General features: G+C 37.8%; 1 protein-coding gene. It reads left to right on the forward strand.

Going from position 1 to position 941, the window contains the following annotated elements; translation table 11 throughout:
- Nucleotides 1-941, forward strand: a 941-nt coding sequence (locus tag FC47_RS10700; RefSeq protein WP_162258429.1) for a hypothetical protein, incomplete at both ends; no start/stop codon positions are given.

The raw sequence follows: 941 nt of genomic DNA on the forward strand, positions 1-941 counted from the left end.
TGCTCAGAAGCAAAAGAATGAGTCCTTTAATAATAGTCTTAAAGCTGAGACAAACGTCATCTATTCTGCAAATGGCATTACTCTAGCTGGATCTGCTGATACAGCAAAGGCTAATTCTGTTGATTATTACGATGGTTACCATTTATATGTAGATGGTAGTCAGAACAGTACGCCGGTGCTAAATAATATCCAGTGGAATACTGATACGAAAGTTCTTGATACCAACGGCAATGAGGTACTCAATGATATTCGGAATACTGAGATTACTAAGGAGCTAAATGATCTCACTTTTGCCGAGAATAACTCAAAATATATTGATCTATCCAAATATTTCTACTCTGGTAGCGTCCTTACGTTTACCGATGTTGCAACTGACCAGTACAGCAATAGCTATAACCTGCAAATTAAAATTGGAGATATTATTGGGTCTCAAAATGGTGAAAGTCCCATCTTCTTTGTGACTAATCCAAAAGATGGTAGTTTTGAATTTCAGGTTAAGAATTCGGGTAACTTTCCATTCACGATTTCCTTTGTTAAAAACGGCGAAACCACAGGTTCTAAGGTTATTATCAACCAACTGATTAGCGATATTGATAATGACCAATATTTTGAAACAACCTTTGGTAATTTAGCCACGGTAACGGATAGCGGTTCAAAATTAGACGTATCAAAAAACGGTGCTACCACTACGATTACCTCTTCGGCTAATGTTGACTTTGGATTTAATAGCACACCTGAAGGTACGGCAATGATGCTTTCTGACGGAACTGAATTCTTGTTCAACTTCTATCAGATTGACTATAACGAAACATACAAGGGTACTCCACAAGGAGCAGCTGACTCAGGAATGCAGATGCAGGTCAATTTGTTTGGAAATGCAAACGTTGTCAATAGTTATGTTTCGTCTTCCTCAACAAGCTATCACTACAACGTAGCTTCAA

The sequence above is a fragment of the Limosilactobacillus mucosae DSM 13345 genome (assembly GCF_001436025.1).
GTDB classification, from domain to species: domain Bacteria; phylum Bacillota; class Bacilli; order Lactobacillales; family Lactobacillaceae; genus Limosilactobacillus; species Limosilactobacillus mucosae.